At 66.0% G+C, this 23873-nt stretch carries 25 protein-coding genes and 1 tRNA gene; 12 read left to right on the plus strand and 14 right to left on the minus strand.

The window, feature by feature from the left end; genetic code table 11:
- The first annotated feature begins 42 nt into the window (after window positions 1-42).
- On the plus strand, window positions 43-1278 hold the full coding sequence (locus NNX34_RS02105; protein WP_255764897.1) for an acetyl-CoA C-acetyltransferase: 1236 nt from the start codon (window positions 43-45) through the stop codon (window positions 1276-1278).
- A gap of 127 nt (window positions 1279-1405) precedes the next feature.
- Here the strand turns inward: NNX34_RS02105 and rplL are convergent, their stop codons facing one another.
- From rplL to NNX34_RS02145, 8 genes are all read right to left on the minus strand, one after another.
- A complete protein-coding gene (gene rplL / locus NNX34_RS02110; RefSeq protein ID WP_227918771.1) occupies window positions 1406-1780 on the minus strand; it encodes a 50S ribosomal protein L7/L12 in 375 nt (124 codons plus the stop codon).
- Between the two features lie 61 nt (window positions 1781-1841).
- Window positions 1842-2411, minus strand: a complete 570-nt coding sequence (gene rplJ, locus NNX34_RS02115) for a 50S ribosomal protein L10 (RefSeq protein ID WP_227918774.1) — start codon at window positions 2409-2411, stop codon at window positions 1842-1844.
- Between the two features lie 328 nt (window positions 2412-2739).
- Window positions 2740-3819, minus strand: coding sequence for a GNAT family N-acetyltransferase (locus NNX34_RS02120; RefSeq protein WP_255764898.1), 1080 nt, complete (start codon window positions 3817-3819; stop codon window positions 2740-2742).
- Window positions 3820-3952: 133 nt separating this feature from the next.
- Window positions 3953-4660: a 50S ribosomal protein L1 gene (gene rplA / locus NNX34_RS02125; protein WP_227918778.1), complete on the minus strand. Its 708-nt coding sequence runs from the start codon at window positions 4658-4660 to the stop codon at window positions 3953-3955.
- A gap of 113 nt (window positions 4661-4773) precedes the next feature.
- The gene (gene rplK, locus NNX34_RS02130; protein WP_227918781.1) at window positions 4774-5205 is read right to left on the minus strand and encodes a 50S ribosomal protein L11; all 432 of its coding nucleotides are present in this window, start codon (window positions 5203-5205) and stop codon (window positions 4774-4776) included.
- A 129-nt stretch (window positions 5206-5334) separates the two neighbouring features.
- A complete protein-coding gene (gene nusG, locus NNX34_RS02135; protein WP_230021194.1) occupies window positions 5335-6108 on the minus strand; it encodes a transcription termination/antitermination protein NusG in 774 nt (257 codons plus the stop codon).
- A 96-nt stretch (window positions 6109-6204) separates the two neighbouring features.
- Window positions 6205-6486 (minus strand): preprotein translocase subunit SecE, encoded by a 282-nt coding sequence (gene secE, locus NNX34_RS02140; protein WP_227918785.1) that lies wholly within the window; start codon window positions 6484-6486, stop codon window positions 6205-6207.
- An 84-nt stretch (window positions 6487-6570) separates the two neighbouring features.
- Window positions 6571-6643: transfer RNA gene (locus tag NNX34_RS02145), tRNA-Trp, on the minus strand.
- A 273-nt stretch (window positions 6644-6916) separates the two neighbouring features.
- Here NNX34_RS02145 and NNX34_RS02150 point away from each other — a divergent pair.
- Complete coding sequence (locus NNX34_RS02150) at window positions 6917-8137, plus strand: pyridoxal phosphate-dependent aminotransferase (RefSeq protein WP_255764899.1); 1221 nt, start codon at window positions 6917-6919, stop codon at window positions 8135-8137.
- A 6-nt stretch (window positions 8138-8143) separates the two neighbouring features.
- On the opposite strand, the gene NNX34_RS02155 is transcribed toward NNX34_RS02150, so the two are convergent.
- Window positions 8144-8806, minus strand: coding sequence for a response regulator transcription factor (locus NNX34_RS02155; protein WP_255764900.1), 663 nt, complete (start codon window positions 8804-8806; stop codon window positions 8144-8146).
- On the minus strand, window positions 8803-10191 hold the full coding sequence (locus NNX34_RS02160) for an ATP-binding protein (RefSeq protein WP_255764901.1): 1389 nt from the start codon (window positions 10189-10191) through the stop codon (window positions 8803-8805). The genes NNX34_RS02155 and NNX34_RS02160 overlap by 4 nt, the downstream gene beginning before the upstream one ends.
- Window positions 10192-10325: 134 nt before the next feature.
- On the opposite strand from NNX34_RS02160, the gene NNX34_RS02165 reads away from it, so the two are divergent.
- The 5 genes from NNX34_RS02165 (at window position 10326) to NNX34_RS02185 (ending at window position 14522) form a co-directional block, all read left to right on the plus strand.
- Window positions 10326-11840, plus strand: coding sequence for a PspC domain-containing protein (locus NNX34_RS02165; protein WP_255764902.1), 1515 nt, complete (start codon window positions 10326-10328; stop codon window positions 11838-11840).
- Between the two features lie 2 nt (window positions 11841-11842).
- Window positions 11843-12229 (plus strand): hypothetical protein, encoded by a 387-nt coding sequence (locus NNX34_RS02170; protein ID WP_255764903.1) that lies wholly within the window; start codon window positions 11843-11845, stop codon window positions 12227-12229.
- 78 nt (window positions 12230-12307) lie between these two features.
- Complete coding sequence (locus NNX34_RS02175) at window positions 12308-12550, plus strand: PspC domain-containing protein (protein WP_227918799.1); 243 nt, start codon at window positions 12308-12310, stop codon at window positions 12548-12550.
- 71 nt (window positions 12551-12621) lie between these two features.
- Entirely contained in the window at window positions 12622-13653 is a 1032-nt protein-coding gene (locus tag NNX34_RS02180; protein WP_255764904.1) for a 6-phosphofructokinase, read from the plus strand.
- A gap of 152 nt (window positions 13654-13805) precedes the next feature.
- Entirely contained in the window at window positions 13806-14522 is a 717-nt protein-coding gene (locus NNX34_RS02185) for a GNAT family N-acetyltransferase (RefSeq protein ID WP_255764905.1), read from the plus strand.
- 16 nt (window positions 14523-14538) lie between these two features.
- Here the strand turns inward: NNX34_RS02185 and NNX34_RS02190 are convergent, their stop codons facing one another.
- The 4 genes from NNX34_RS02190 to NNX34_RS02205 all read right to left on the minus strand — a co-directional run bounded on the left by NNX34_RS02190 (window position 14539) and on the right by NNX34_RS02205 (window position 17756).
- Window positions 14539-14940 carry an ankyrin repeat domain-containing protein gene (locus tag NNX34_RS02190; protein WP_255764906.1) on the minus strand — a complete coding sequence of 134 codons (402 nt, stop codon included), beginning with the start codon at window positions 14938-14940 and terminating at the stop codon, window positions 14539-14541.
- A 59-nt stretch (window positions 14941-14999) separates the two neighbouring features.
- A complete protein-coding gene (locus NNX34_RS02195) occupies window positions 15000-16091 on the minus strand; it encodes a folate-binding protein YgfZ (RefSeq protein WP_255764907.1) in 1092 nt (363 codons plus the stop codon).
- 60 nt (window positions 16092-16151) lie between these two features.
- The gene (locus tag NNX34_RS02200; RefSeq protein ID WP_227918809.1) at window positions 16152-16751 is read right to left on the minus strand and encodes an FABP family protein; all 600 of its coding nucleotides are present in this window, start codon (window positions 16749-16751) and stop codon (window positions 16152-16154) included.
- 312 nt (window positions 16752-17063) lie between these two features.
- Window positions 17064-17756 (minus strand): hypothetical protein, encoded by a 693-nt coding sequence (locus NNX34_RS02205; RefSeq protein WP_255764909.1) that lies wholly within the window; start codon window positions 17754-17756, stop codon window positions 17064-17066.
- A gap of 193 nt (window positions 17757-17949) precedes the next feature.
- Here NNX34_RS02205 and NNX34_RS02210 point away from each other — a divergent pair, with 193 nt between their 5' ends.
- The 5 genes from NNX34_RS02210 (at window position 17950) to NNX34_RS02230 (ending at window position 23866) form a co-directional block, all read left to right on the plus strand.
- A complete protein-coding gene (locus tag NNX34_RS02210) occupies window positions 17950-18654 on the plus strand; it encodes a response regulator transcription factor (RefSeq protein WP_255764911.1) in 705 nt (234 codons plus the stop codon).
- Window positions 18655-18712: 58 nt separating this feature from the next.
- Window positions 18713-19702: a mycothiol synthase gene (gene mshD / locus NNX34_RS02215; RefSeq protein ID WP_255764912.1), complete on the plus strand. Its 990-nt coding sequence runs from the start codon at window positions 18713-18715 to the stop codon at window positions 19700-19702.
- An 89-nt stretch (window positions 19703-19791) separates the two neighbouring features.
- A complete protein-coding gene (locus tag NNX34_RS02220) occupies window positions 19792-22017 on the plus strand; it encodes an RNA degradosome polyphosphate kinase (RefSeq protein ID WP_255764913.1) in 2226 nt (741 codons plus the stop codon).
- Window positions 22017-22985, plus strand: a complete 969-nt coding sequence (locus NNX34_RS02225) for an NUDIX hydrolase (RefSeq protein ID WP_255764914.1) — start codon at window positions 22017-22019, stop codon at window positions 22983-22985. The genes NNX34_RS02220 and NNX34_RS02225 overlap by 1 nt, the downstream gene beginning before the upstream one ends.
- A 77-nt stretch (window positions 22986-23062) precedes the next feature.
- Window positions 23063-23866 (plus strand): thymidylate synthase, encoded by an 804-nt coding sequence (locus NNX34_RS02230; RefSeq protein WP_255764915.1) that lies wholly within the window; start codon window positions 23063-23065, stop codon window positions 23864-23866.
- The last annotated feature ends 7 nt before the right edge of the window (window positions 23867-23873 follow it).

Genomic DNA, 23873 nt, shown 5'->3' on the forward strand with positions numbered 1-23873 from the left:
CCTGTCTTCAATGACGAACACACCGACGAAAGCGATGCACGAGTGACTAACGCACCCACAAGCACCTCCGCAGCCCGCGAGGGCACCGCCGTTCCCGAAGTGGTTATTGTCGGGGGCGCACGTACGCCCCAGGGCCGCCTGAACGGCCAGCTGTCCGCCTTCACGGCCGTCGAGCTCGGCGCGTTTGCCATCAAGGGCGCGCTGGACAAAGCCGGCGTCGATGCCGCGGATGTCGACTCGGTCATCATGGGGCATGTGGTGCAGGCCGGCTGCGGGCAGAACCCCGCCCGCCAGGCCTCCATCAAGGCCGGCATCGGCTGGGACGTCCCGGCAGTCACCGTCAACAAGGTCTGCCTGTCCGGCCTGGCTGCGGTGATTGATGCCGCCCGGCTGATCCGCGGCGGCGAGGCCACCGTGGTGGTGGCCGGCGGCCAGGAATCCATGACCCGCGGACCGCACCTGCTTCCCGGTTCCCGGCAGGGCTGGAACTACGGCAACATCTCCGCACTGGATTCGGTGGCCCACGACGGCCTCACTGATGCCTTCGACAACGATTCCATGGGCATTTCCACTGAGCGGGGCAATTCAAAGCTGGCCATCAAGCGCCTGGAGCAGGACGAAGTCGCAGCTGCCTCGCACCAGCGCGCGGCAGCCGCCATGGCGTCGGGGGTCTTCGACGCGGAAATCGTTCCCGTGACGGTGCCGCAGCGCCGCGGAGAGCCCCTGGTCCTTACCTCGGACGAGGGCGTGCGGCCCAACACCACAGTGGATACGCTGGCCGGCCTTCGTCCGGCGTTCGATTCCGAAGGAACCATCACGGCAGGCAACTCCTCTCCCCTGTCCGACGGCGCGGCAGCCCTGGTCATCACGACCCGGGACTACGCCGAAGCCAACGGATTGACTGTCCTCGCCGCCGTCGGGCTTCCCGGCCAGGTCGCGGGACCGGACAACACGCTGCATTCCCAGCCCTCCAACGCCCTCTTCGCCGCGCTCGGCCGGGCCGGCTGGAGCACCTCGGACCTGGACTTCATCGAGATCAACGAGGCCTTCGGCGCCGTGGCGGTCCAGTCCCTCAACGAACTGGGGATGGACCTGGAACAGTGCAACCTGCACGGCGGAGCGATCGCGCTCGGGCATCCGATCGGGGCCTCGGGCGCCAGGCTGGCCCTCACGGCAGCACATGAGCTTGCCCGGCGCGGATCCGGCCGGGCCGGCGTCGCGCTCTGCGGCGGCGGCGGGCAGGGTGAGGCGCTGCTGCTTTACCGCGAAGAGGCGTAACCGCCCCGGAGCAACCGCCCCGGAGCGACCGCCCCGGAGCGACCGCCCCGAGATAAACACAGAAGGCCCCGTTCCATTCGGAACGGGGCCTTCTGCTAAGCGTTTTTACGCGGTGAGGCAGTAAAAACTACTTGACGGTGACGGTGGCGCCGGCAGCTTCGAGAGCTTCCTTGGCCTTGTCAGCGGCTTCCTTGTTGGCGCCTTCGAGGACGGCCTTCGGAGCGCTGTCAACCAGGTCCTTGGCTTCCTTCAGACCCAGCGAGGTCAGGGAGCGAACTTCCTTGATCACTGCGATCTTCTTGTCGCCGGCAGCTTCGAGGATGACGTCGAATTCGGTCTTCTCTTCAGCGGCTTCAGCGGCACCGGCAGCGGGGCCGGCAACTGCGACAGCAGCAGCGGTGACGTCGAACGTCTCCTCGAAGAGCTTCACGAAATCGGAGAGCTCGATGATGGACAGTTCCTTGAAAGCTTCAATGAGCTCTTCGTTGGTGAGCTTCGCCATGGTGTGGCGTCCTTCCTATAGTTGGTGCACGCAGGCACCGGAGATTGATGGAGAAGAGGAATTACTCTTCGGTGGCTGCTTCTGCTGCCGGAGCTTCTTCTGCAGCGGCCGGAGCCTCTTCTGCAGCGGAGGCAGCGGGGGCGCCGCTTTCCTCTTCAAGCTTCATGCGCAGTGCATCAGCCGTGCGGGCGAGCATGGACATCGGTGCCTTGAGGACACCGGCGACGCGTGCAAGCTGGAACTCACGGGACTCAAGGGCAGCCAGTGCGGCTACACCGGAGGCATCCAGGGCATTGCCCTCGAAGACACCGGTCTTGATGATGAGCTGCGGGTTGGTCTTGGCAAAATCCGTCAGGCTCTTTGCAGCTGCAACTGCGTCACCCTTGATGAAGGCAATTGCAGTAGGTCCGGCAAGCTGGCCTTCGAACGCGTCGATGCCGGCTTCCTTGGCTGCAATGCCAGTCAGGGTGTTCTTTACGACCGAGTACTTGGTGTCCTGGCCGAGCGAACGACGCAGCTCCTTGAGCTGTGCAACGGTGAGCCCGCGGTATTCGGTTAGGACAGCAGCGGTCGATTCCTTGAAATCGGTGGTGATTTCCTCGACTGCTGACACCTTTGTTGGCGTTGCCATAACCCTCCTTCCGGGGAAATAGTGCCGGTGGATCGGGTCCCGAACATAAAAAACGCCCCGGGCAGATGCACGGGGCTTCACTCTACGGACACGTTGTTCCGGAGTGCAGTTCGTTCACCTGCGCAGGCCGCCCTATCAAGGGACTTTCGGATGTTTGTCCAACCGGGTTCCACAGTGGCGGGCTGAAGGTTCAGCCTTACGGTGGGATTGAATGCACATCGACCGACGGTCTTTGGTAGTTCCAGAGTACGGGAGATCGGGGCGTGGAACAAATCCCGGGGCCGGCGGCAGCTTCAGGCGGATGCCGCACGCGGCCGGCACCTGGGTGTCACTCGGCGGACAGCCCCTTTTGCCATTCCCCGGAGTAGCCGATGGGCCGGAAGCCAAGCCGCTCATTAATGGAGAGCATGTACCGGTTCTCCTCGGCGTTCCAGGTGTAGACCCGGCGTGCTTCGGGCACCGCCTCCCGGAGCCGGACCAGGTTCGCGGCTTTCAGCAGCATGCCCAGCCGGTTCCCCCGGTGGCCCTCCAGCACCAGGGTGTCATCCTGGTAAACCACGGCAGGGTTGTTGCGGAAGATTTCCAGAACGGTATGCCCGGCAAGCTCGCCCGTCGCGACCTTCCGTGCGGCACTGACCAGGACTTCCGCGTCCATGTCGCGGGCCTGCGCTTCGGACTCCCGCACCCGTGCTTCGTTCCAGGCTTCCTCCGCCAGCTCCAGTCCCCCCATCGGCGCATCGATGCTCATTTTCTGCCGCAGGAGCGCGTAGGCATCCACCAGGTCCGCGGGGCACGCCCCGCTCCAGAAGACGAGTTCGTAGTCCGCTCCGGCTGCGGCCCGCGCCTGTTCCAGCACGGCTTCATCATCTGCAGGGCTTCCCAGCTCCAGCCGGCTGACGCGGTCCACCAGTTCCAGCGAGAAGCCCAACGCGGAAGCGAACAAGGCGGCGGCGTCCTGCGGGACCAGCGACGCCGTACCGGCGATCGGTCCCGTCTCATCGGAGAGCAAATGGTCCGTCTCCGCCATGAGCATGCGCCGGTTGTCCGCCGCGGCCAGTTGCTCCGCCGCGGCGTAGAGCTGCGTTCCGACGCCGCGGCGTCGGGCGGAAGGCGCCACCACAACGTTGACCGTTCCACTGTGGAGGTTGTCCGTAAGCGGCAGGTTGACCAGGGCTGCACCCACGATGTCGGCACCGGCCCGGGCTGCCAGGATCTCCCGCCGGCGCGAGGGAGTACTGCGCCGTCCGGCAAGCTGCGCCTGCGGCGGCCCGTAAAAGTCGTCATTGCCCCAGAACTCGCGAAGCTGGGCATTCAGCAGTTCAGCAACGGTAATGAAGTCCGCCGCGCCGGGTGCGTCCAGGGCGGGCGGGACGGCAATCGGTTCGATGGAAACGGGCGGCTGTGTCATGGCACACATCCTGCCGCACGCGGCCCCGGGCTCCAAAACCGAATCGGGATGCACACCGGCCGGACACAAAAGAGCGGCCGCAGCAAAGGCTGCGGCCGCTCTTTTAGGGAAAATCCCCGGGTACTACTGCTGACTATGCGTCGGCGAGAACCTTGGTGACGTTGGGGTCAACGCTGATGCTCGGGCCGAACGTGGTGGACACGGTCGCCTTGGAGATGTAGCGGCCCTTGGCTGCCGACGGCTTGAGGCGAAGGACCTCTTCCAGAGCTGCTGCGTAGTTCTCAGCCAGCTTCTGGGCGTCGAAGGACACCTTGCCGATGATGAAGTGCAGGTTGGAGTGCTTGTCGACGCGGAAGTCGATCTTGCCACCCTTGATGTCCGTGACGGCCTTGGCCACGTTCGGGGTAACCGTACCGGTCTTCGGGTTCGGCATGAGGTTACGCGGGCCGAGCACGCGGCCCAGGCGGCCGACCTTGCCCATCATGTCCGGGGTAGCCACTGCGGCGTCGAAGTCGGTCCAGCCTGCTGCAACCTTTTCGATCATGTCGTCGGAACCAACGAAGTCGGCGCCGGCAGCGATTGCTGCTTCAGCCTTCTCGCCGGTCGCGAAAACGAGGACGCGGGCCGTCTTGCCGGTGCCGTGGGGCAGGTTGACCGTGCCGCGGACCATCTGGTCAGCCTTACGGGGGTCAACGCCCAGGCGGAAAGCCACCTCAACGGTTGCGTCGAACTTGGAAGGATTGGTGTCCTTCGCCAGCTCTACAGCCTCGACCGGTGCGTACAGCTTGTCCGCATCGATCTTGGCTGCAGCTGCTTCATATGCTTTGCTGCGCTTTGCCATCTGCTTTTTCTCCTTGTGCAGTTGTGGTCTGTCGGACCGCGCCGGGCCCTGCCACGCGCCGTCGCCCGTCAGGGGCGGCGGCAGTTATGTGAATGTGAAACGAGTACGGGGACTTAGCCCTGTACCGTGATGCCCATCGAACGGGCGGTGCCGGCGATGATCTTGGCAGCTGCCTGGACATCGTTGGCGTTGAGGTCTTCCATCTTCATGGTGGCGATCTCTTCGACCTGTGCCTGGGTCAGGTTGGCAACCTTGGTGGTGTGCGGGGTTGCGGAACCCTTGGCGACACCGGCAGCCTTCTTGATCAGCTGTGCAGCCGGAGGAGTCTTCGTGATGAAGGTGAAGGAACGGTCTTCGTAGACGGTGATTTCCACCGGGATAACGTTGCCGCGCTGGGATTCCGTTGCAGCGTTGTACGCCTTGCAGAATTCCATGATGTTGACACCGTGCTGGCCAAGTGCCGGACCAATCGGAGGAGCCGGGTTGGCGGCACCTGCGTTGATCTGCAGCTTGATGAGGCCGGTGACCTTTTTCTTGGGGGCCATGAAAGGGTCCTTCTCTAAATTATGTTCCCGAAGGACAGGAGCGTCCGTCCGGGGCGGTGGCCGCCATGGCTTGGCGGCCGGACGCTGCCTGCAGGTTAAAGCGGACCTGCGGACAGCGAAATCTGAAAGCTACTGGAGCTTGGTGACCTGGCCGAAGCCGAGGGTCACAGGTGTCTCGCGCTCGAAGATGGTCACGAGGACCACCAGCTGCTGGGACTCGGGCTTGATCTCCGAGATGGTGGCCTGGAGCGTCTCGAACGGGCCTTCGTTGACCGTTACGGGCTCGCCGACCTCGAAGTCAACGGCAATGTTGGAGGACTGCTGCTGTGCAGGCTTGCCGGCCTCGGTCTTCGGGGAAACGATCGTGTGCTCGAGCATCGAGTACACCTCGGACAGGCTCAGAGGAGTCGGGTTGTGGGCATTGCCCACGAAGCCGGTGACGCCGGGGGTGTGCCGGACAACGCCCCAAGACTCGTCGGTGAGGTTCATGCGCACCAGGACGTAACCGGGAATGCGGACGCGGTTGACGATCTTCCGCGTGGTGTTCTTGATCTCGACGACTTCTTCCATCGGGACCTGGATTTCGAAGATGTCCTCTTCCATGTCCAGCGTCTGGATGCGGGTCTCAAGGTTGGACTTCACGCGGTTTTCATAGCCGGCGTAGGAGTGGATGACGTACCAGTCACCCTCCTGGCGGCGCAGCTTTGCCTTGAAGGCAACAGCCGGATCTTCCTCGGGCTCAGCGTCTTCTGCGGAATCGGCAGCCTCTTCGGCTGCGTTTTCTTCGTCTGCCGAAGCATCAACAGCAGCGGGCGCCTCGTCGACGTCGGCTGCGGTCATCTGATCCTCGGTATCCAGATCAGCGTTGTCATTGATCTGTGATTCGAGTTCTTGCTCGGACACGTAGATTCCTGCTTTCTTCTTCAGAGCACTATCGGGTTTGTCACTAGCTCATGGTCTCCGGTTCCACGCCCAACGGGGGGAACCTTAGGTCTCTGGCTAGCTTTCGCCGCCGCCCGAGCCGAAGATCCACAGTGCGCCCCTGCCAAAGGCAAAGTCGAGAGCCGTAACGATAAGCATCATCACCATCACGAACGCGAGGACAACGAGCGTGTACCTCAGCAGTTCCTTGCGGGTGGGGGTGACCACCTTTTTCAGCTCGGCAATCACCTGGCGCAGGAAGAGAGCGATACCGGCGAAGAACCCGCGCTTCTTGGGCCCGCTGGAGGGGTGTCCCTTGGAGCTGCTGGCAGCTGTCTCGGTCACCTTCGCCTCACTCATCTGTGTCGGTTCACAATCGCAGCAAGCGCTGGGACTGCTCATTCCATGAAGGACTGCTGAGCTGCCGGAAATGACAGTTCTGCGCAGGGCAGACAGGACTCGAACCTGCAACCTGCGGTTTTGGAGACCGCTGCGCTACCAATTGCGCCACTACCCTATGGAGGAAAACTCACCCTACCGCCACCATTGTAGCCGTAACGAACGGAAGACTATTTCCCCGACCGAAAGGCACAAAGCAGCGTGGTGTGCTCAACCACCGAAGAACCAGTCTACGCAAACTTTTCCGTCCCGTCGAACCGGGGCCTGTCCGCCCCGTGCCGTGCCGACCTGCAGCCGGGATTCCAAGCGCCTAAACTGGGGAACGCCGCCGTCGTCCGGCAGGACCGACGCGGCAAACGTTAGCCGCCGCCACACACCAGACGGGAATCCCATGTCTTCCACCGGCCGTATTTCAGAGCGCATCGCTTCCATTGCCGAGTCCGCAACCCTCGCAGTGGATGCCAAGGCCAAGGCATTAAAGGCCGCCGGGCGCCCGGTGATTGGTTTCGGCGCGGGCGAACCGGACTTCCCCACCCCGGGCTACATCGTCGACGCCGCCGTCGACGCCGCCCGCCAGCCGCGTTTCCACCGCTACTCCCCCGCCGGCGGGCTCCCTGAGCTCAAGAAGGCGATTGCTGCCAAGACCCTGCGGGACTCCGGCTACGCCGTTGACCCCGCCCAGGTCCTGGTCACCAACGGCGGCAAGCAGGCCGTCTACGAATCCTTCGCTACGCTGCTGAACCCGGGCGACGAAGTCCTGGTTCCCACCCCGTACTGGACCACGTACCCGGAAGCCATCCGGCTCGCCGGCGGTGTCCCGGTAGAGGTGTTCGCCGGCCCGGAGCAGGGCTACCTGGTGAGCGTCGAGCAGCTTGAGGCAGCCCGCACCGGGGCCACCAAGGTCCTGCTCTTCGTTTCCCCGTCCAACCCCACCGGCGCCGTATATCCTCCGGAACAGGTCGCCGAAATCGGCCGCTGGGCGGCAGAACACGGACTGTGGGTCATCACGGATGAAATCTACGAGCACCTGACCTACGACGGCGTCCCCTTCACCTCGATCGCCACCGCGGCCCCGGAGCTGGGCGACAAGGTCGTGGTGCTGAACGGCGTAGCCAAGACCTACGCCATGACCGGCTGGCGGGTCGGCTGGATGATCGCGGCCGCTGACGTCATCAAGGCCGCCACCAACCTGCAGTCCCACCTGTCCTCCAACGTGTCCAACGTGTCGCAGATGGCCGCCCTGGCCGCCGTGTCCGGACCTCTGACGGCCGTGGATGAAATGAAGCAGGCCTTCGACCGCCGCCGCCGCGCCATGGTGTCGGCCCTCAACGCCATCGACGGCGTCGAATGCCCCATGCCCGAAGGCGCGTTCTACGCCTATGCAGACGTTCGCGGCCTGCTTGGGCGCGAGTTCCCGGGCAAGGAAGGCCCGGTCCGGCCGCAGACGTCCGCCGAGCTGGCGGCGCTGATCCTCGACACCGTCGAAGTTGCCGTGGTTCCCGGTGAAGCGTTCGGCCCCTCGGGCTACCTCCGCCTCTCCTACGCCCTGGGCGACGAAGACCTCGCCACCGGGATGGAGCGCCTGCAGGACTTCCTCGGCAAGGGCCGGTAGGGGCTGCTAGAGCAGGCGGCGGTCCGCGGCCCAGCGGGTGAGCTCGTGGCGTGAGGACAGCTGGAGCTTGCGCAGCACCGAGGAGACGTGGGTTTCCACCGTCTTCACGGAAATGAACAGCTCGCGGGCCACCTCCTTGTAGCTGTAGCCGCGGGCGATCAGCCGCATGACCTCGAGCTCACGGGCCGAGAGGCGGTCCAGTTCGTCATCCACTGCGGCCACGCTCGCCGTGCCGAAGGCGTCCAGCACGAATCCCGCCAGGCGCGGCGAGAACACCGCGTCGCCGCCGGCCACCCGCAGGACGGCGTCGGAAATCTCCGGACCCGAAATGGTCTTGGTGACGTAGCCGCGCGCACCGGCCCGGATGACCGTGACCACGTCTTCGGCGGCATCGGAGACGCTCAGCGCTAGGAAACGGGTCACCCCGAGCAGCCCGGCGCACCCCGCCAGCACTTCGGCACCTCCGCCGCCGTTGCCGCCGGGCAGGTGGACATCGAGGAGGACGACGGCGGGACGACGGGCCGTGATCGCGGCAACCGCGGTTTCGACGCTGTCCGCTTCGGCCACCACGTTGATGCGGGCGTCGAGGTCCGCTCGGAGGCCGGAGCGGAAGATGGCATGGTCATCAACCACGACGACGTCGATCGGCGGCGAGGGGTGGACCGTCATTGGGGTTGTGCTCCGTTGCTCGATACGCGGTTGTCCGTCGAGGGAATCTTCTGTGTTGCACCGGCATGGGCCGTGCTGCCGTTGCCCGTGCTGCCGTTGCCCGTGCTGTTCGCCGCGCCGGGTGCGTCGTCACGGGCACCGTTTTCCGTGCCTTTCGGCAGCGGCAGCACCAGCCGAACCTCGGTGCCGTCGGCAGTGCTGCGGATGGCCGCGCTGCCCCCTGCACGCTGCATCCGTCCGATGATGGATCCCCGCACGCCGATCCGGTCAGCAGGCACAGCGTCCAGGTCGAATCCGGCGCCGCGGTCCCGCACGAAGACTTCAAGCTGCTCCGGCCTGCATTCAACATAGACCGAAACCGTGCCGCCGGCATGCTGGGCGGCGTTCAGCATGGCAGCCCGCGTAGCGGAGGCCAAGGCTTCGGTCCGCTCATCCAGTGCGGCATCCGAGACTGCCACCAGCTCAATCGGGTGGCCGTAGGCGTCCTCGATTTCTGCTGCAATCCGGCGCATGCATTCCACGAGGTGGTCTTCGGCCCGGGCACGGTCGGAATACAACCACTGCCTCAGCTCCCGTTCCTGGGCGCGGGCGAGGCGGATGACGTCCTGCTCCGAGCCGGCGCGCTTCTGGATCAGGGCCAGGGTCTGCAGGACCGAATCGTGCAGGTGGGCCGCAATTTCGGCCCGCTCGGTCTGCCGAATCCGTCCGGACCGCTCGGCTTCCAGGTCCCGCCAGTGCTTTATCGCCCACGGTGTGAACACCAGTGCCACGCCGGCCAGCACGGCAGCGGAGGCCAACAGCCCCGACATCAGGACATCCCAGCTCACTGCGCCCGAGACCACCACCAGCACGCCGGCGACCACCAGCAGCAGGCCCGCCGCCAGGCGGATCATGCCCGAGGCCCGGTCGGCTCCGGCGCTGTTCATCAGCCCCGCCCGCCGGCTCTCGTCCAGCTGCGTCCAGGCCAACACCGCACCGCCGGCGATGGCGGCGACCGGAACAAACAAGCCCCAGTTCAGGTCGGCGCCCAACCGCTGGGCAATAAAGGCAGCTGCCACCAGGAGCAGGGCAATGCCCGCCGCGACCTCCCGCTGCCCGGTTTTACCCGGCTGCCGGGCGGGAACGGTCCCTTCGCGAAGCTGCCTCGCATAGTTCTCGGCGATGCTGCGCGGGTTGGCGGATACCTGTTCCTTCTTCTCCTGCTCCTCCTGGGTCGGAACCATGATCCACAGCCATCCGTAGAGGATGAACCCGCTTCCAGCGCCAAGCACCAGCACGGCCATGACGATCCGGGTCAGCTTCACGGGCCAGCCCAAGTGCGCGGCCAGCCCGGCGCAGACGCCGGCAATGATCCGTTCGCGGGGACGCACCAAGGGTTCTCTCATGGACCTATCCAAACACGGGGAAGCCGCCGGGCACCGGCCCTGACGGCAATAATTCCTTTTCTTCAGGGGCCGTTCAGGGGCGGGTCAGGGTAGTCCCTGATGCAGTATGGCTGCGGCCGGAGAAGACTGGAGGCATGAACCCTTCCCCATCCCCTGATCCCGGGGCCCAACGCCCCGCAGCGCGTCCTTCCGCTGAGCATCGTCCGGCCCCTGCAGGCAGCCACGCGGCAGGCAACGGTTCCACGAGCACCGGTTCGACCCCCGCGGGAGGACCCGGCGCACAGTCATCCGGCGGATTCCACAGCGGTTTCTTTAACTGGGTCCGCTCCCTTGGCCTTCCGCGCGGCGGTGACCGCTGGTTCGGCGGCGTCGCGACCGGGATCGCTGCGCGCACCGGGCTGGACCCCGTGCTTGTCCGCGGACTGTTCGTAGTCCTCGGCGCTTTTGGCATCGGACTGCTGGTTTACGGCGTCGCCTGGGCACTGCTCCCGGAACCGGACGGCAGGATCCATCTCGAAGAGGCGATCCGCGGCGACTGGGCATCCGGCATGACCGGAGCACTCATTTTCACCATCCTCGGCATGGGCGGGCCCGGTGCTTCCTTCCTCGGCGCGGACAGCTGGTTCGGCGCCGTCGTCTGGACACTGTTCTGGATCGGTGCGGGCGTGGCCGCCGTTTACTGGTTCTCCACAGGCAAGGGCCGGTTCCACCTTTCCGGGCAGAGGACCGCTGCGGATGCGTCCGCGGACCCGGACAGCACCGTCGCCTTCGCTCCTCCTGCCGGTACCGGGGCCAGCGCGCCGGAAGCCCGTCCCGGGAAGCCCGTATCGCTTGCGAAACCCGGCATGGACGCCGCCGGCACCGAGCCTGTTGGCTCTCCACCCGCCGGCGGCACGGCTCCCTTTGCCGCCGCACCGCTCGGCGGGTTTGCCGTTCCGTCCGGACCGGTGCCGCCCCCGGCGGCCGAATCGAAGCGGAACGCCGAATCCGCCGGTAAGGCAAAGCACGTCCCGGGAGCCCCGGGGTCCTTCGCCGCGGCCCTGTTCGGTGCCGCCCTGCTCGCAGGCGGGACCGTCCTCGCCCTGGACTACCTCAACCTCCTTTCCCTTGGCGCACCGGTATCCGTTGCCCTGGCAGCGGCGGCCGCCGTCCTGGGCTTCGGCATCGTGATCCTGGGCGTGGTTGGCAGGCACTCCGGCGGGATCGGCGCGGTGGCAGTAGCAGCACTCGTCGCTTCCCTCCTGACCCAGGGCAGCATGGTCAACGCCAACCTCCTGGTGGCCAGCAATGCGGACTGGGTGCCCCGGGACGCTGCCCAGGCGGGCGGCGGCTACACCGTGATCGCCGCCAACGGCACCGTTGACCTGCGCGAGACCGAGACTTCGGGGAACTTCGAGGTCCCGGCCAGCGTCGCCGCAGGGAACCTCGCCATCCTCGTGCCCGACGACGCGCCGGTAACCATCAGGTTCGGCATGGCTGCGGGAAATGTCGAGGTCAACGACGGGTCGGACCGGCAGGAATACAGCGGGCTGTGGCAGCCGTCCGACGAGCGCACGCTCAACGACGGCGCCGACGGAGACCGGATCACCATTGATGTCCGCGGACTCGCGGGCAACGTACTCGTCACGACTGAAGAAAGCGACCTCTAGCCATGGAACAGGACAACGAGAGGGATTATCTGGGACGCCAGTACGGACCCGAAAGCTACGAAGCCCCGAACCGGGAGATGCCGTCGGCACCAGCCGCGGACCCGGGTCCCGGCAGTCCCGAAACGGACCAGGTGGAGCCCCGCGGCTCCGCTGCAGCGGCGGTGGAGACCGACGACAACCCGGCTGCGGTCCCGCCCCGCGCACTGCAGGTAGGCACGGTGGTGTGGGGCCTGGTCCTGACCGTCCTGGCCGTCCTCCTGCTGCTGGTGAACACCGTGAACCTTTCGGTGGATCCTGTCCTGCTGGTTCTCTGCCTCACCCTTGGTGCGGGTCTGGCCCTCCTGGTGGGCGGGTTCCTTTCCGGCCTTCAGCGGACCCGCTCCCGCTGAAGGCTTATCCCGGTCACCGTCTCGGCGGACCGGTACCCCTATTTCCCTATTTCAACACCATCAGATAAGGCTTAGTACATGGAAAAGTTCTTCAGCATCGTGCGCTCCTCCCCCATCAAAAGGCAGAGAGGCTGGGTCGGCGGAGTCTGCGCCGGCATCGCGGCAACCTACGGGTGGGATGTTTCCCTGGTCCGGATCGGCGTCCTCCTCAGTTTCCTGCTGCCGTTTGTAGGCCTGGGCACGTACGTCGTGGCATGGCTGCTGCTGCCGAAGACGGACGGAACCATCATCCTCCAGCGCCTCGTGAGCCCCCGCGCTTAGTCCTCCACCGGTCTGCTGGCTAGAATCAAAGCCAGGACCTAACCACCGCCAGCAGATCCAGGGGTAATGACATGAAGATCGGTATCCTCACCAGCGGAGGGGACTGCCCCGGGCTGAACGCCGTGATCCGCGGTGCCGTCCTCAAAGGCATCAAGGAATACGAGGACATCGAGTTCGTCGGTTTCCGTGACGGCTGGCGCGGCGTGGTCGACGGCGACATCATAGACCTGCCCCGCTCCCGCGTCCGCGGCATCTCAAAGCAGGGCGGAACGATCCTCGGGACGTCCCGCACCAACCCGTTTGACGGCCCAAACGGCGGACCGGAGAAGATCAAGGCCACGCTGGAACGCCTCGGGATCGACGCCGTTATCGCCATCGGCGGTGAGGGCACCCTCGCGGCGGCCCAGCGGCTCACGGACGCCGGCCTGAAAATCGTCGGCGTGCCCAAGACCGTGGATAACGATCTTGATGCCACCGATTACACCTTCGGCTTCGATACCGCAGTGGAAATTGCCACCGAGGCCTGCGACCGCCTGCGGACCACGGGCGAATCCCACCACCGCTGCATGGTGGCCGAAGTCATGGGCCGGCACGTGGGCTGGATCGCCCTGCACTCCGGCATGGCCGCCGGTGCCCACGCCATCCTGATTCCCGAGCACCCGGTCAGCATCGAGCAGATCGCCCAGTGGGTCAGTGATGCCCGCGACCGCGGACGCGCCCCGCTGGTGGTTGTTGCCGAAGGTTTCGTCACCACCGATATGGAAATGCCGCACTCGGAACGGGGCCTCGACAGTTTCGGCCGCCCGCGGCTGGGCGGCATCGGGGAACTGCTGGCGCCGGAAATCGAAGCGCGGACCGGCATCGAAACCCGTGCCACGGTTCTTGGCCACATCCAGCGCGGCGGTGTACCGACCGCCTACGACCGGGTCCTTGCCACCCGCCTGGGCATGGCGGCAGTGGATTCGGTGGTGGACAGCCTGTGGGGAACCATGGTGTCGCTGCACGGTACGGACATTGTGCACGTGGGCTTCGAAAAGGCCCTCGGCAATCTCAAGACGGTCCCCGAGCACCGCTACGACGAGGCCGCCATCCTGTTCGGCTAGGCCGGGGGGCCGGGTTCGCCGGGCCCGTCGTCGGCCGCGCCCTGCCGCCGGCGTACGGATTCCGTCAGCGATCCTGTGCATTTGCTGAGGATTCCGTATGCTCCGGCAGGGCGTTTGCATGCGTGTGCATGCCGCGGTGTAGGTTGAAAACCATGAATCTGGACTCGGGGACCATCGCGATCATCCAGCTGGCCTGGTCCCGCCATCTGGGCCTGGCGGATAATGCCCTGGCGGAGACGGACACCGGCGAACGCATCTACAGCGTCCAGGACCAGGCCGACACAGCATGCTTCCTGCGCCTTTTCGGTGCCGAGGTTTTCAGCGGCCCCGAATGGGCTGCCGACCGCGCCCGGACCCAAAGCGCTGCGCAGCTGACCCGCAATTCAGGGCTCATCCAGATGTCCATGGAACACGGCGGACGGGTCCTGGGCGCCGAGCAGCTGTTTTTCGCTGACGTTTTCCCGAGCGTCATTCCGCTCGACGAGCTTGCCGTGAGCAACGAACCGGCTCTCGCCGTCGTCCTCGAACGGCTGTGCCCTCCGGACGACGTGGCGGAGGCCGGTCTGGCGGAGAAGGAAGAAGTCTTTGTCCTGGTGGACGATTCCCAGGACGAGCCGCGCCCCGTGGCAGGTGCGGGATACAGCATCACCGACGGAATCCTGGCGGACATGAGCGTGCTGACCGCCCCGGGCCACCGGCTGCGCGGGCTGGGCAGCTACATCAGTTCGGTGGCCCTTGAGGACGCCATGGCAGGCGGCTTGATCCCGCAGTGGCGGGCCCGGATGGACAACGTAGGCGCCGCCAGGACCGCAGTGGGATCCGGTTTCATCCCCGCCGGAAGCCGCACCTCCGTGGCCCTGAACGCCTAGGCACCGCGCACGCGCACTAACCGAGCAGGTCCAGCATTTCCTGCCGCTTGAAGAACCCGGCGGTGTCCCGCCCGGTGGGCGACCCGGCGTCGGGATCCGCACCCGCTTCCGCCAGGATCCGGAAGATCTCCACGTATCCCTTGAACGCCGCACCGGCAAGCGGTGTCTGGCCGCGGTCATTCTGCGTGTTGACATCCGCTCCCCGTTCCACCAACAGCGCGGTCAGGTCCGCGTGGCCGTGGTAGGAGGCCAGCATCAGCAGGTTGTCTCCCGAGCCGTTCGTCAGGTTCACGGGCACGCCGGCGTCAAGGTAGCGGCGGATCCCTTCGGTGTCGCCGGCACGCGCGGCATCAAAGACCATGCCTGCGAGCTCGATAACGTCATCGTCAATCGGGGGACGGGATTCGGGGGTGCTCATGGCGCTCCTGGGGGTATTGATGTTCTGGCTGTCATTTTTGCGCAAAAGGAAGCTTGCGGTCAGCGCCGCGGTGCCTTCAGGAAGCCGGAGGCGCGTCCCACCACGGCGCCCGCGTCCGGAGCCACGATGGGTTCCTGCGCGGCGGCGTAGAGCTCGCCGTCGTCGTTCACCACCAGCTGTACGGACGGATCCACGGACCGCTTCACCACTGCCAGGCCCACGGGGCCCATTTCATAGTGGGCGCCGACCGAGGTCAGGGTGCCGACCTGCCGCTCCCCCAGCATTACGGGGCTGCCGGCGGCCGGAAGGGTGTGCTGCGATCCGTCCAGCTGCAGGAACACCAGCCGGCGGGGCGGGTGCCCCAGGTTGTGTACCCGCGCCACGGTTTCCTGGCCTTTGTAGCAGCCCTTTGCCAGGTGCACGGCGGTGCGGATCAGGTCCAGCTCGTGCGGGATGGTCTTCTCGTCCGTCTCCGCGCCCAGCCGCGGACGCCAGGCGGCAATGCGCAGGGCCTCGGAAGCCATGGAGCCGGCCAGGGTGCGCCCGGAGGCGTCCATGGCGGCATCAAACCCGGCCCGTGGAATCAGGTATTCGTACCAGGGCCGCTCAAGCCCGGGGTGGGCATCTTCCGGCACGGCGGTGTAGGCAAACCCGCCGGCACCAATGTGCGGCCAGGGATCGGTCCAGCGCAGGTACTGCTCCCACTGCGGCACCTCAACCGTTGCACCGGCCACGGCCCACTGGTCAGTGACGTCCGCGATGTCGACCCGGAGCATGAACTTCATCCGCTGCAGCCACTCGGTCAGGCCCGGCGCTTCAGCGGATTCGACCAGCAGCCAGGACGTGGCGCCGTCGTCGATGATCCGCGCGTCATAGTCAATCCGCCCCTGCACGCTGAGCAGCAGCAGCTCCGAGCTCACGCCCGGCTGAAGATCCGCCACCTGCTGGGAGGACAGCGTGTTCAACCAGCTGAGGCGGTCGGGGCCGGAGACGGTGACCACGCCGCGGAAGGAAAGGTCGACGACGGCGCTGCCGCGGGCAAGGTCGCGCTGTTCGCGGAGCGGATCGCCGTAGTGCGAGGCCGTACCGGCGTCGAGTCCGCCGGCTTCAACGGCGCCGTGGCGGGAAAGCAGGGGGCTGGAATACGTCATATCAGGTGCAACGTCCTAGCGGCTCGGGCCTATTCCTCCGGCCGGCTTTGCCGGTTTTATTTAGGAGGTCTTGTTCAGGATGGCCGAGGCATGGGCCTTCAGGGCCTCACCCTCGGAAGCAACGTCCCAGCGCCAATAAAGGTCGCCGTTGACCAGCCCGTAGATCCGGGTGGCTGCCGAGTATTCCTTGGAATTCACGCCGCGCATCACCACATCGGTGCTCAACTGGATCTGCGGTCCCTTGATCTGCCCGTAGTACAGCTCGGCGATGCCTCCGGGGTGCACGATGGTGGCGGTGATATCGAAACCACCGGCGTCATTGCGCAGCTCCTCGACCTCGTCAGCGCTGCGGAGGGCCGGCACGATATCCGCCGGAACCAGGCCGGGACCGCCGTCGGCGTCGTTCAGGGGGCGGTCGAGGGCCCAGAATCCGGTCTCGACGGCCAGCGGCCGCAGGCGGGTGCCCTGCTCATCGGTGAGCCAGCTTTCCGCGGTGTACTGCAGGTACGGCAGACCGTTCTGGGTGAACGTGACCTTCTGTGTGAAGTGCTCCGAATCAGCCTCGCCTTCGCCCAGCCGTCCGGAGCCCTCCCAGGTGCCGAGGAGCCAGGACAGCGGTACCAGTTCCGGGGTCAGATCGGTGGGGATCTCCATTGGCATGGTGGAACCTGTCCTTCGATGTAACGGGTGGCTGGTGCCGGCAGGCGAAGCCGGTGTTTACTTCTGGCCGGTGCTTACTTCTGACCCTTGTACAGGCGGGAGATAACCAGTGCAGCGAATCCGGCCATCGCGAGGCCGGTGATGCCCAGCAGGGCAATAAAGAAAATTTCGAGAGCAACCATGGCTACATCCTAACGCGCGGGAGGAACAGTTTCCTTCCCGCCATTCGATCATGACAGGGACCTGCGGGCCAAACCCCGTTGAGGGGTCGAACGCCGCCGCCCCGCGCAACCGGTCAGGGAATGCAGCTGGTCAGAAGCCCAGGAGCCGTCCGAGGAAGTAGACGACGGATCCGAGTGTAACCACCGGGGCCAGGCCGAGCGCCAGTCGTCCTGCAGCGTTGGAAGCATCGTTGCGGGAAAGTGCCAGCCGGCGGAACGCCATCACGACGGCGGCGATCACCACGCCGCTGAACGCTGCTGCCGGCCAGGAAACGCCGGCCACAGCCAGGGCCACCAGGGCTGCGGTCAGTCCGCCGGCGAGCAGGCCCAGCGGGGCGGCCATCCGGTCCGGGAGCGGAATAAGCGTCACGGCAAGGGCCGCCAGTGCGGCGCTGCCGGCCATGCTCAGGAGCGCGGAATTCCCGTCGGTGCCGGCCAGACGGTCAGCGGCCACCCAGCCGGAGCCCATTGCGGTAACCAGCACGCCTGAGATGATGCCGACGATGGATTCGAGCCGGTGCGCCTGCCCGGTGCCGCGGAGCAGCTGGATCAGGAAGACCGCTCCGACGCCTACGGCGACGGCGGCCGGCAACCAGGTCAGCATGGCCGCGGCGGGCGCGAAGTACGCTGCCGCCACTGCTCCGGCGCCGACCAGGCCCAGGGTTGCGCCCTGTGTCTTGCGGGCAGGCACCCCTATCAGGTGCGGCCAGCAGACACCTGTGAGGACGGCGGCCAGACCGCTGATCACGGCCACCGCGGGCACGGACAGGTAGGAAGCGCTCACGATACCGATAATGGCAAGCGCCGCCGGCACCGCTAAGCTCCAAAGTTTCACCCTAGTTATCCTGCCTTATTACGGCGTCCAGAAGAAAAACGACAGGCCCGTTAGCTCGATGGGTATACTTTCGATCACTTCAAGCCAAGCGGATCGGCGAAGGAAACTGCCCGATGGTGTGCGCCCAACATTCGGAGGACCTATGTCGCACATTTTGCTTCTTACCAACAGCTCGGGTTCCTCGGTTAACGTCCTGCCTGCGCTGGAACTCCTGAACCACAAGGTCCACGTGGTGCCGGCGGAACCTACGGCCCTTCTGGACACCGATCCCAGTGACGTCATCCTGGTGGATGCCCGCAGGGATCTTGTTGGCGCGCGGTCCCTGACCCAGCTGCTGAAAGCCACGGGCCTGGGCACCCCGCTCATCCTGATCCTCACGGAGGGCGGGATGGCTGCCGTAGCCCCCAACTGGCTGGCTGACGACGTCATCCTCGATTCCGCGGGCCCGGCAGAGCTGGAAGCGCGGCTGCGCCTGGCAGCGGCCCGGGGCGCCGGAACAGCCGAGGCTCCCTCCACCGAGATCCGCGCCTCCGGCGTCGTCATTGACGAGGCAAGCTACACCGCCCGCGTGAACGGCACGGCCCTGAACCTGACCTATAAGGAGTTCGAACTCCTTAAGTACCTGGCGCAGCATCCCGGCCGCGTGTTCACCCGCGACCAACTGCTCCACGAGGTGTGGGGCTACGACTACTACGGCGGCACCCGGACCGTCGACGTCCATGTACGGCGGCTGCGGGCCAAGCTGGGACCGGACCATGAGACGCTGATCGGCACTGTGCGCAACGTCGGTTACCGGTTCACCCGCTCGCGGGCCGAAACCACGGCAGCCGCCAGCCAGGACGCCTGAGCCCTGCTCCCGCGGCTGGTGCCCTGCGCAGGGGCACCAGCCGCGCTAGGCTTTCGGCATGAGTGAAGAACCGCAGACAGCCTGGCCCGTAGTCGAGACCCGCGGCACGCCCGAGCCCGCCGCCCTCGCCGACATCCTGCAACTGGCGTCCGCCGCGCAGGACTCGGACGGCAACCCGCCGCTGTCCGAGCAGACGCTCGTGGACCTGCGCTCCCCCGACGCCGATCCGGACACCCTCTCCGTCTTCACCACCTATGCCAGTGACTCCGGTTCCGACACCGGCAGCGGACAATGGCTGGCCGGCGTCGCCGTCCTGGTATCCGAAACTCCGAAGGATCCGGGGGTGCTGGAACTGGTGGTACACCCGAACTACCGTAACCAGGGCGTCGGCACGGCCCTTGCCGCCGCGGTCCAGGATGCGGTGCGGAACAGCCCGTCCACCGGCGACGGCGACCCCCGGCCCGCTGCCTGGTCGCACGGAAACCACGAGGCGGCCGTGGAGCTGGCCGCCCGATTCGGCTACCGTCCCGTCCGTGACCTGTGGAAGATGCGACTGAGCCGATCCAACGCCTCGCTGCCCGAAACGCAGTTCCCCGCCGGGGTATCGGTGCGCCCCTTCGAACCCGGCCATGATGAGCGGGCCTGGCTGGACGTCAACGCCGCGGCCTTTGCCCACCACCCGGAGCAGGGCTCCATGAGCCTTGCCGATCTGCAGGCCCGCATGGACGAGGACTGGTTTGACCCGGCCGGATTCCTCCTGGCCGTGGACGAGGAAGGCACGATCCTCGGATTCCACTGGACCAAGGTCCACCCCGGCACCGGAGGCCACCCGCCCATCGGCGAGGTGTATGTGGTCGGCGTAAACCCCGAGGCACAGGGCCGGGGGCTCGGCAAAGCCCTGACGGTAGCCGGAATCCAGCACCTGCACGCTGCGGGACTGGACGCCGTAATGCTGTACGTCGACGCCGACAACACCGCCGCCGTCGCCCTGTACCGCCGGCTCGGCTTCGTCCGCTGGGACCAGGACGTAATGTACGCACCCGCATAGGGTGCGCAGCTTGTAATGTTGTTTGCAGGGCCAGGCGGTCCGCCCGTAACGCCTGCCCTGATCCGCCGCCAGCACCTCAGGGAGACACTATGAGTTTCGATACCGACGCAGAGCCCCGCTCGACCTTCGGGTCCGCAGAGGCGATGTCGGCACCGCGGGCCACCCAGGACCGCATCGACATCCCGGACTTCGGTCCTGCCCTTGTTCCCAGCGGAGATATCACGCCGGAACGGTTCCTGGACCGGGAGATCAGCTGGCTGCACTTTAACGCCAGGGTCCTGGAACTCGCTGAAGACCCTGAGTTGTACCTGCTGGAACGGGTGAACTTCCTGTCCATCTTCGCCTCGAACCTGGACGAGTTCTTCATGGTCCGGGTAGCCGGCCTTAAGCGCCGCATCGCCACCGGACTGGCGGTTCCCTCCGCTGCAGGCCAGAGCCCGATTGAACAGCTCGAGGAAATCGTGGCGGCGGGCTACCGGCTGCAGCAGCGCCATGCGGACGTCTTCGCCAGCCAGATCCGGCCGGCGCTGGCGGAAGAGCAGATCTACCTGGTCAGCTGGGACGAACTGGACGACGCCGCCAAGGCGAGCCTGCACAAGCAGTTCGCTTCGAAGGTCTTCCCCATCCTGACTCCCCTTGCCGTGGACCCGGCCCACCCCTTCCCGTACATTTCCGGCCTCTCCCTGAACCTGGCCGTGGTGGTCCGCAACCCGGTCAGCGGCAAGGAATTCTTTGCACGCGTGAAGGTTCCGGACCAGCTCCCCCGCCTCATCTCCGTGGACGGGCCCCGCGCGGGCAACGTGGCCGGACGCACGGCCCGGTTCATCGCGCTTGAAGACATCATTGCCCAGCATCTGGACCAGCTCTTCCCGGGCATGGACGTTATTGAGCACTACACGTTCCGCGTGACCCGCAACGAAGACCTCGAGGTGGAAGAGGACGACGCCGAGAACCTCCTGCAGGCCCTGGAAAAGGAACTGCTGCGGCGCCGCTTCGGGCCGCCCGTGCGCCTGGAAGTTACCCCGGAGATGAACCCGAATATCCGGGAACTGCTCGAACGCGAGCTGGGCGTGGAAGCGGACGAGGTCTATGTCCTGCCCGCGCCGCTGGACCTCCGCGGCCTTTCCCCGATCAGTCGGATCGACCGGCCGGACCTGCACTATCCGAAGCAGGTGCCGCACACCAACCGCCACCTGAAGGAGTCCGAGACTTCGAAGCCGGCGAACGTGTTCGCGGCCATGCGACGTCGGGACATCCTCCTGCACCATCCGTACGATTCCTTCTCGACCTCCGTCCAGGCATTCCTGGAGCAGGCGGCCGCCGATCCGCGGGTGCAGGCCATCAAGCAGACGCTGTACCGCACCTCCGGCGATTCGCCCATCGTTGACGCCCTGATCGACGCCGCCGAGGCCGGCAAGCAGGTCCTGGCACTGGTGGAAATCAAGGCCCGGTTCGACGAACAGGCCAACATTTCCTGGGCACGCAAGCTGGAGCAGGCCGGTGTGCACGTGGTCTACGGCATCGTGGGCCTGAAGACGCACTGCAAGCTGTCCCTGGTGGTCCGGCAGGAAGTGGACGGGCTGCGCCGCTACTGCCATATCGGCACGGGCAACTACCATCCGCGCACCGCCCGCTACTACGAGGACCTGGGCCTGCTGACCGCCAATGAGCAGGTGGGCGAAGACCTGACGAAGCTGTTCAACCAGCTCTCCGGCTACGCGCCGAAGTCCACGTTCAAGCGGCTGCTCGTGGCTCCGCGCTCGGTCCGGTCCGGACTGATTGACCGGATTGAGCGCGAGATCGCGAACAAGAAGGCCGGCCTCAGCGCACGCGTGATTATCAAGGTCAACTCCATGGTGGACGAGGCGATCATCGACTCCCTCTACCGTGCTTCCCAGGCCGGCGTCCGGGTGGACGTCATTGTCCGCGGAATCTGCTCGGTCCGTCCGGGTGTACCCGGCCTGAGCGAGAACATCACCGTCCGCTCGGTGCTGGGCCGCTTCCTGGAGCACTCCCGGGTGTTCGCCTTTGCCAACGGCGGTGACCCGGTGGTCTTCATCGGATCGGCGGACATGATGCACCGCAACCTGGACCGCCGCGTGGAGGCCCTGGTCCAGCTGGTGGCCCGCGACGACGTCGCCGACCTGATCGGCCTGATGGACCGGTACATGGATCCCGGCACGGCAAGTTGGCATCTGGATCCGGAGGGCGCCTGGATCCGCCACCACAAGGACGAGGAAGGCAACCCGCTGCAGGACGTGCAGTCCTGGCTGCTGGCGTCCCGTTCCCGCCAGCGCTCCGTGGCTCGTCGCTGATGGAAGCAATTCAGTCCCCCGCCGCCGCTCCGGTCCAGGAAGACACCCCTGTCAAGGTAGTGGCTGCGGGTGCCCTGTGCTGGCGCGAACGGGAGGGCAAGCTGCAGGTCCTCATGATCCACCGTCCCCGGTATGACGACTGGTCCTGGCCCAAGGGCAAGCTCGATGAAGGCGAAACCACTCCGGAATGCGCCGTGCGGGAGGTCCGTGAGGAAGTGGGCCTGAGGATCAGCCTCGGCATTCCGCTGCCCTCCACGCTCTACCCGGTGGCTTCGGGCATGAAGATGGTGCACTACTGGGCTTCCCACGTGGACTCGGACAAGGCACGCCCGGACGGCAAGGAAGTGGACGGCACACGCTGGTGCACCCCGGAGGAAGCCGCCGAGGCACTCACCAACCCCACGGACAGACTGCCGTTGAAGGAACTGGCGGCGGCCTGGAACGAGCAGCGCCTGAGGACCTGGCCGCTGATCATTGTCCGGCATGCCAAGGCCAAGCCCCGGTCCGCGTGGACCCGGGCAGAAGGCGAACGTCCGCTGGTAGCTACGGGCCTGCGGCAGGCCATGGCGGTCTCCCGGCTGCTGGTGGCCTGGCGGCCCAAACGCGTGGTTTCCAGTCCCTGGGTGCGCTGCGTGCAGACCGTCCGCCCGTATGTGAAGGCGGAAGGCACCAAGTTCAAGACGGTTGACGCGCTTACCGAGCACAGTGCCAAGCGCAAGCCGGGCAAGGCCCGGAACGCCATTGAAGGCCTCTTCGACAAGGCCAAACCCGTGGCGGTGTGCACCCACCGGCCGGTGCTGCCCCTGGTCTTCGACGTGCTGGCGGGGCACATGCCCGTGGACATGGCCGACGGGCTGCCTGCCAAGGACCCGTACCTGGCACCCGGCGAGTCCGTGATCTGCCAGGTGAGCAGTGCGGATGAGGGACGGATTGTGTCCCTGGAAAAATACCGGGCCTTCGACGACTAGCACCGGCTGACCAGGGGCCGTTGTGGCACGCCTCGCATTCCCCCTGCCCGCGTGCCGACCTGAACTAGACTGGCCGGGTGAGCATTCCTACCCCGTATGAAGACCTGCTGCGCGACGTCATGGCCAACGGAACGCAGAAATCGGACCGCACCGGTACCGGCACGCGCAGCGTGTTCGGCCGCCAGATGCGCTTCGACCTGAGCGAGTCCTTTCCGCTGATCACCACCAAGCGGGTGCACTTCAAATCCGTGGCCCTTGAGCTGCTCTGGTTCCTGCGCGGCGACTCCAATGTGCGCTGGCTGCAGGAACAAGGTGTCAGCATCTGGGATGAGTGGGCGGACGAGGACGGCGAGCTCGGCCCGGTCTACGGCGTCCAGTGGCGCTCCTGGCCCACACCCGACGGCGGGCATATCGACCAGATTGCGAAACTGGTCGAAGGCATCCGGAAGAACCCGGATTCCCGCCGCCACATCGTCACGGCCTGGAACCCGGCCGAAGTGGAGAACATGGCCCTGCCGCCCTGCCACGCCCTGTTCCAGTTCTACGTGGCGGACGGGAAGCTGTCCTGCCAGCTGTACCAGCGCTCCGCGGACACCTTCCTCGGGGTCCCGTTCAACATCGCCTCCTACGCGCTCCTCACGTTGATGGTGGCCCAGCAGACCGGGCTGGAGCCCGGCGAATTTGTCTGGAGCGGCGGCGACGTCCACATTTACGACAACCATGTGGACCAGGTCCGTGAACAGCTCAGCCGGGAGCCCTTCCCGTACCCGAAGCTGCGGATCCGCCGTACTCCCGAGAGCATCTTCGACTACACCCTTGAGGACTTCGAGGTCCTCGATTACCGGCACCACCCCGGTATCAAAGCTCCGATCGCCGTTTGAGAGGACA

The sequence above is a fragment of the Arthrobacter sp. zg-Y1116 genome, assembly GCF_024385485.1.
GTDB lineage: Bacteria > Actinomycetota > Actinomycetes > Actinomycetales > Micrococcaceae > Arthrobacter_B.

Coding starts and splice junctions, on each gene's coding strand:
- NNX34_RS02165 (WP_255764902.1), top strand. CDS start 10,326: ATGAACCCTTCCCCATCCCCTGATCCCGGGGCCCAACGCCCCGCAGCG.
- rplJ (WP_227918774.1), bottom strand. CDS start 2,411: ATGGCAACGCCAACAAAGGTGTCAGCAGTCGAGGAAATCACCACCGAT.
- rplK (WP_227918781.1), bottom strand. CDS start 5,205: ATGGCCCCCAAGAAAAAGGTCACCGGCCTCATCAAGCTGCAGATCAAC.
- NNX34_RS02155 (WP_255764900.1), bottom strand. CDS start 8,806: ATGACGGTCCACCCCTCGCCGCCGATCGACGTCGTCGTGGTTGATGAC.
- mshD (WP_255764912.1), top strand. CDS start 18,713: ATGAGTGAAGAACCGCAGACAGCCTGGCCCGTAGTCGAGACCCGCGGC.
- NNX34_RS02190 (WP_255764906.1), bottom strand. CDS start 14,940: ATGAGCACCCCCGAATCCCGTCCCCCGATTGACGATGACGTTATCGAG.
- NNX34_RS02220 (WP_255764913.1), top strand. CDS start 19,792: ATGAGTTTCGATACCGACGCAGAGCCCCGCTCGACCTTCGGGTCCGCA.
- NNX34_RS02175 (WP_227918799.1), top strand. CDS start 12,308: ATGGAAAAGTTCTTCAGCATCGTGCGCTCCTCCCCCATCAAAAGGCAG.
- NNX34_RS02200 (WP_227918809.1), bottom strand. CDS start 16,751: ATGCCAATGGAGATCCCCACCGATCTGACCCCGGAACTGGTACCGCTG.
- NNX34_RS02195 (WP_255764907.1), bottom strand. CDS start 16,091: ATGACGTATTCCAGCCCCCTGCTTTCCCGCCACGGCGCCGTTGAAGCC.
- secE (WP_227918785.1), bottom strand. CDS start 6,486: ATGAGTGAGGCGAAGGTGACCGAGACAGCTGCCAGCAGCTCCAAGGGA.
- NNX34_RS02150 (WP_255764899.1), top strand. CDS start 6,917: ATGTCTTCCACCGGCCGTATTTCAGAGCGCATCGCTTCCATTGCCGAG.
- NNX34_RS02120 (WP_255764898.1), bottom strand. CDS start 3,819: ATGACACAGCCGCCCGTTTCCATCGAACCGATTGCCGTCCCGCCCGCC.
- NNX34_RS02210 (WP_255764911.1), top strand. CDS start 17,950: ATGTCGCACATTTTGCTTCTTACCAACAGCTCGGGTTCCTCGGTTAAC.
- NNX34_RS02160 (WP_255764901.1), bottom strand. CDS start 10,191: ATGAGAGAACCCTTGGTGCGTCCCCGCGAACGGATCATTGCCGGCGTC.
- rplL (WP_227918771.1), bottom strand. CDS start 1,780: ATGGCGAAGCTCACCAACGAAGAGCTCATTGAAGCTTTCAAGGAACTG.
- rplA (WP_227918778.1), bottom strand. CDS start 4,660: ATGGCAAAGCGCAGCAAAGCATATGAAGCAGCTGCAGCCAAGATCGAT.
- NNX34_RS02180 (WP_255764904.1), top strand. CDS start 12,622: ATGAAGATCGGTATCCTCACCAGCGGAGGGGACTGCCCCGGGCTGAAC.
- NNX34_RS02185 (WP_255764905.1), top strand. CDS start 13,806: ATGAATCTGGACTCGGGGACCATCGCGATCATCCAGCTGGCCTGGTCC.
- NNX34_RS02225 (WP_255764914.1), top strand. CDS start 22,017: ATGGAAGCAATTCAGTCCCCCGCCGCCGCTCCGGTCCAGGAAGACACC.
- NNX34_RS02170 (WP_255764903.1), top strand. CDS start 11,843: ATGGAACAGGACAACGAGAGGGATTATCTGGGACGCCAGTACGGACCC.